The organism is Shigella sp. FC1544 (genome assembly GCF_001722145.1).
GTDB lineage: Bacteria > Pseudomonadota > Gammaproteobacteria > Enterobacterales > Enterobacteriaceae > Escherichia > Escherichia coli.
Map to the genome: position 1 here is coordinate 1 of NZ_MECT01000140.1, position 5167 is coordinate 5167.

4 protein-coding genes and 2 pseudogenes are annotated in these 5167 nt (G+C 53.2%); 5 read left to right on the forward strand and 1 reads right to left on the reverse strand.

Annotated features, from left to right (window positions below):
- A partial coding sequence (locus BGK49_RS09270) for an IS1-like element transposase (protein WP_069375729.1) occupies window positions 1-257 on the reverse strand: 257 nt, incomplete at its 3' end.
- Between the two features lie 55 nt (window positions 258-312).
- On the opposite strand from BGK49_RS09270, the pseudogene BGK49_RS09275 reads away from it, so the two are divergent.
- The 5 genes and pseudogenes from BGK49_RS09275 to BGK49_RS09295 all read left to right on the forward strand — a co-directional run.
- A pseudogene (locus tag BGK49_RS09275) lies at window positions 313-2627 on the forward strand (outer membrane usher protein); the annotation flags it as partial.
- A gap of 19 nt (window positions 2628-2646) precedes the next feature.
- Window positions 2647-3399 carry a fimbria/pilus periplasmic chaperone gene (locus BGK49_RS09280; protein WP_000482745.1) on the forward strand — a complete coding sequence of 251 codons (753 nt, stop codon included), beginning with the start codon at window positions 2647-2649 and terminating at the stop codon, window positions 3397-3399.
- Window positions 3400-3414: 15 nt separating this feature from the next.
- Complete coding sequence (locus BGK49_RS09285) at window positions 3415-3924, forward strand: fimbrial protein (protein WP_000018471.1); 510 nt, start codon at window positions 3415-3417, stop codon at window positions 3922-3924.
- A complete protein-coding gene (locus tag BGK49_RS09290) occupies window positions 3921-4409 on the forward strand; it encodes a fimbrial protein (protein ID WP_000714140.1) in 489 nt (162 codons plus the stop codon). The genes BGK49_RS09285 and BGK49_RS09290 overlap by 4 nt, the downstream gene beginning before the upstream one ends.
- A pseudogene (locus tag BGK49_RS09295) lies at window positions 4406-4944 on the forward strand (fimbrial protein). The gene BGK49_RS09290 and the pseudogene BGK49_RS09295 overlap by 4 nt, the downstream one beginning before the upstream one ends.
- Window positions 4945-5167 lie beyond the last annotated feature (223 nt).

Consider the following 5167-nt stretch of genomic DNA (forward strand, 5'->3'; position numbering starts at 1 on the left):
TTTTTTAAGTGACGGAAAACCGTGTTGAGGCCAACGCCCATAATGCGTGCACTGGCGCGACATCCGACGCCATTCATGGCCATATCAATGATTTTCTGGTGCGTACCGGGCTGAGAGGCGGTGTAAGTGAACTGTAGTTGCCATGTTTTACGGCAATGAGAGCAGAGATAGCGCTGATGTCCGGCAGTGCTTTTGCCGTTACGCACCACGCCTTCAGTAGCGGAGCAGGAAGGGCATCTGATGGAAATGGAAGCCACGCAAGCACCTTAAAATCACCATCATACACTAAATCAGTAAGTTGGCAGCATTACCGACGTGGCGAAAAATCTGCAATGGAGCCACGATGCTAAATGCCTGAAATCCGGTCAACTGGAAGGCATGGAAATTAAGGCTGATTTAAGCCAGTCCGCATTAGTCATTTCATTGCCACAGGCTTACCTCGAATATACTTATCCCGACTGGGATCCGCCTTCACGTTGGGATGACGGCATCTCCGGGATCGTCGCGGACTACAGCATCAACGCACAAACCCGGCACGAAGAAAATGGCGGTGATGATAGTAACGAGATCAGCGGCAACGGGACGGTCGGGGTTAACCTGGGGCCGTGGCGTATGCGTGCTGACTGGCAGACTAACTATCAACATACTCGCAGTAATGATGACGATGAATTCAGCGGCGATGAAACTCAAAAAAAATGGGAGTGGAGTCGCTACTATGCCTGGCGGGCGTTACCATCATTAAAAGCCAAACTGGCGCTGGGCGAGGATTACCTCAGATCCGATATTTTTGATGGTTTTAACTATGTTGGTGGCAGTGTCAGTACTGACGATCAAATGTTGCCTCCCAATCTGCGCGGCTACGCGCCAGACATTTCCGGCGTGGCACACACCACAGCAAAAGTGACCGTCAGCCAGATGGGGCGTGTGATTTACGAAACGCAGGTTCCGGCTGGACCGTTTCGTATTCAGGATCTTGGTGATTCTGTCTCCGGTACGTTGCATATTCGCATTGAAGAACAGAACGGCCAGGTGCAGGAATATGACATCAGCACCGCCTCGATGCCATACCTCACTCGTCCAGGTCAGATTCGCTATAAGATCATGATGGGCCGTCCGCAAGAGTGGGGACACCATGTCGAGGGTGAATTTTTTCTGGTGCTGAAGCTTCCTGGGGGATCGCTAACGGCTGGTCGTTATATGGCGGCGCACTGGGAGATGAAAACTATCAGTCTGCGGCGCTTGGCGTCGGTCGCGATTTGTCTACATTCGGCGCGGTCGCGTTTGATGTTACTCACTCGCACACCAAACTGGATAAAGACACCGCTTATGGCAAAGGTTCGCTGGACGGTAACTCCTTCCGTGTGAGTTATTCCAAAGACTTTGACCAGCTCAACAGCCGCGTTACTTTTGCTGGATATCGCTTCTCGGAAGAGAACTTTATGACCATGAGCGAGTATCTGGATGCCAGTGACAGCGGAATGGTACGCACGGGCAACGACAAAGAGATGTACACCGCCACTTATAACCAGAACTTCCGCGATGCGGGTGTTTCGGTTTATCTCAACTATACCCGCCATACCTACTGGGATCGCGAGGAGCAGATAAACTACAACATCATGCTCTCGCACTATTTCAATATGGGCAGTATTCGTAATGTCAGCATCTCGATGACTGGCTACCGTTACGAGTATGACAACCAGGCCGACAAAGGCATGTACATTTCGCTCAGTATGCCGTGGGGCGACAACAGTACCGTTAGCTATAACGGTAACTATGGCAGTGGGACGGACAGCAGTCAGGTCGGTTATTTCAGCCGTGTCGATGACGCGACTCACTATCAGTTGAACGTCGGCACCAGTGACAAACACACCAGCGTTGACGGCTATTACAGCCATGATGGTTCGCTGGCGCAGGTTGACCTCAGTGCGAACTACCATGAAGGGCAATACACCTCTGCGGGCTTGTCGTTACAGGGCGGCGCAACGCTTACTGCCCACGGTGGCGCACTTCACCGTACCCAGAATATGGGCGGGACACGCTTGTTGATTGATGCCGATGGCGTTGCCGATGTTCCGGTGGAAGGTAACGGGGCTGCTGTTTATACCAATATGTTTGGTAAAGCCGTCGTTTCTGACGTCAATAACTATTACCGCAATCAGGCGTATATCGACCTCAACAGATTGCCTGAAAACGCTGAAGCAACCCAGTCGGTGGTGCAAGCCACGCTAACTGAAGGTGCCATTGGCTACCGTAAATTTGCTGTCATTAGCGGACAAAAAGCGATGGCGGTGCTGCGCCTGAGCGACGGCAGCCATCCTCCGTTTGGCGCAGAAGTAAAAAATGATAACGAGCAGACAGTGGGCCTTGTCGATGATGACGGCAATGTTTATCTGGCTGGGGTGAAACCTGGCGAACACATGAGTGTGTTCTGGAGTGGTGTTGCGCATTGCGATATCAACCTGCCGGACCCGCTGCCTGCCGATCTGTTTAACGGCTTGTTACTGCCATGCCAGCATAAAGGCAATGTAGCACCTATCACTTCGCCGGCGGTCAAACCGGCGATTCAGGAACAGACACAGCGGGTGACGCCAACGGAACCACCGACTTCAATTTCAGTAAACCAGTAACGTGATTAAGGAATGATACATGTTTAATCTGACTAACACTGCAAAAATCGTTGTCCCGGCACTGGCGCTGCTGGCGACAGCGGTCAGTTTCTCCAGCCACGCTTCGGTGACGCCCGACAGGACACGGCTGGTGTTTAACGAAAGCGACAAGTCCATCAGCGTCACGCTGCGCAACAACGATCCCACACTGCCTTATCTGGCGCAGAGCTGGATAGAGGATGCAAAGGGCAACAAAATCAGCTCGCCGCTTGCGGTGCTTCCGCCAGTGCAGCGCATCGATGCGATGATGAACGGCCAGGTGAAGGTGCAGGGGCTGCCGGATATCAACAAACTGCCGGCCGACCGCGAGAGCGTGTTCTATTTCAACGTGCGCGAAATTCTGCCGAAATCAAATAAACCGAACACACTGCAGATTGCGCTGCAGACGCGTATCAAACTGTTCTGGCGACCGAAGGCGCTGGAGAACACCAGCATGAAAAGTCCGTGGCAGCATAAGGTGACGCTCATCCGTAACGGCCAGGACTTCACCGTCAATAACCCGACGCCGTACTACGTGATCATCAGCAACGCCAGCGCTAAAAAAGGCGGCAACCCGCCGGCGGGATTCACACCGCTGATGATGGAGCCGAAAACCTCCGCACCGCTGAATGCGAAGATGGACAGCGTGCCGGTGCTGACTTACATCAACGACTACGGCGCGCGGATGCCGCTGTACTTCAAATGCACCGGCAACAGCTGCCAGGTGGATGAAGAGCAGAGCCGCAAAGGCTGATGCCGGGAGGGACTTATGAGTCACAAGTTTGTAGCGGGCGCAGGGTTGCTGGTGCTGGCCGGATGGGGCATCAGCGGTTTGGCTGTTGCTGGCAGTGATATCAAACAGGTGGATCTGACGCTGCGAATCCTGGTCGATGGACCGCCGCCTTGCTCCGTGAAGGGAAGCGCTGTGAAATTTGGCAATGTGATAATCAACAGGATCGATGGTACCAATTACCAACAGGATGCGAAATACACCCTCAACTGCGGTAATAAAGTCAGCGATGACTTACGGATGCAGCTCAAAGGCAATACCGCCGTGATCAACGGAGAAACGGTTCTCAGCACGGATATCGCCGGCCTGGGGGTGCGGATAGAAAACGCCGCCGACAACTCCCTGTTTGCAGTTGGTGAAAATAACTGGACGCCTTTTAATGTCAACACTCAGCCTCAGCTGAAAGCGGTGCCGGTAAAACAGAGCGGGGTGCAACTGACGCCGTCGGAGTTTAACGCCACGATGACCATGGTGGTGGATTACCAATGAAAAAATTCCTGCTCCTTTTACTGTGCGCTGGTTGCGGGGCTGTGCTGGCGGCGGAAGATGACATCACATTCCACGGTACGCTGATGTCGCCGCCCGCCTGTAGCATCAGCGGCGGGCAAACCATCGAAGTGCAATTTCGCGATCTCATTATCGACAGCATTGATGGCAATTATGGTCGTCAGAAAGTGGACTACGAACTGAGCTGCGACTCGGATGTCCGCGATCCCGAGTGGAATATGACACTCTCCTGGACGGGGACTGCCACCTCCTACAACGACTCTGCTATTGAGACGGATGTACCGGGCTTCGGAATTGAGCTTCAGCATGACGGTCAGCGTTTTAAGCTCAACGAGCCGCTTTCCATTAACGCCACCGATTTTAGCCAGAAGCCAAAGCTGGAGGCGGTACCGGTCAAAGCGGCTGATGCGGTGCTGACGGACACGACCTTTTCTGCTTACGCAACCTTACGGGTGGATTACCAATGAAAACAGCACACATTTATTCACCCGGTTATGCGCTGTTAGCAGGCCTGCTGCTGACCGCCAGCACAGGAGCACAGGCAGTCGACAACAACCTGCATTTTTACGGCAACCTGCAGAGTAAATCCTGCACGCTGGTGGTGGATGGTGCCAACCTGGCAGAAATCCATTTTCCCACCGTCAGCAACCGGGATTTGATGGTATCTGGGCAGTCCGCGCATCTGCCGGTTGTGTTTAAGCTGAAAGACTGCAAAGGGCCGGCGGGATACAACGTCAAAGTCACGCTGAGCGGCACCGAAGACAGCGGTCAGCCGGGTTTTCTGGCAGTCGATGACACCTCCACCGCGCAGGGCGTGGGGATAGGGATGGAAACGCTCGACGGCAAGCGGGTGGATATTAACAACACCACCGGGGCGACCTTTGCGCTTACCAACGGCAACAATGATATTAATTTCCGGGCTGGATCCAGGCGAAAAGCGGTCGTGATGTAACCATCGGTGATTTCACCGCCAGCCTGACAGCAACTTTTGAGTATATTTAAAATGAAAATCCTTCGTCATGTTTTATGTCTTTTATTGCTGTTAATGTTCAATACATGCGGCCAGGCGGCGACGAAAGTTGGTGAGTTATATGTGCCAGCTGGTGCCAGTTCACCTGCGACAGAGTGGATTTGCCCCTATATTTCCAGACATCTGTTATCACTTAACCCATTACAAGCCCGCTGCCGCAGATATTCCCGTGGCGAGCGATAACCCAGCGCACTA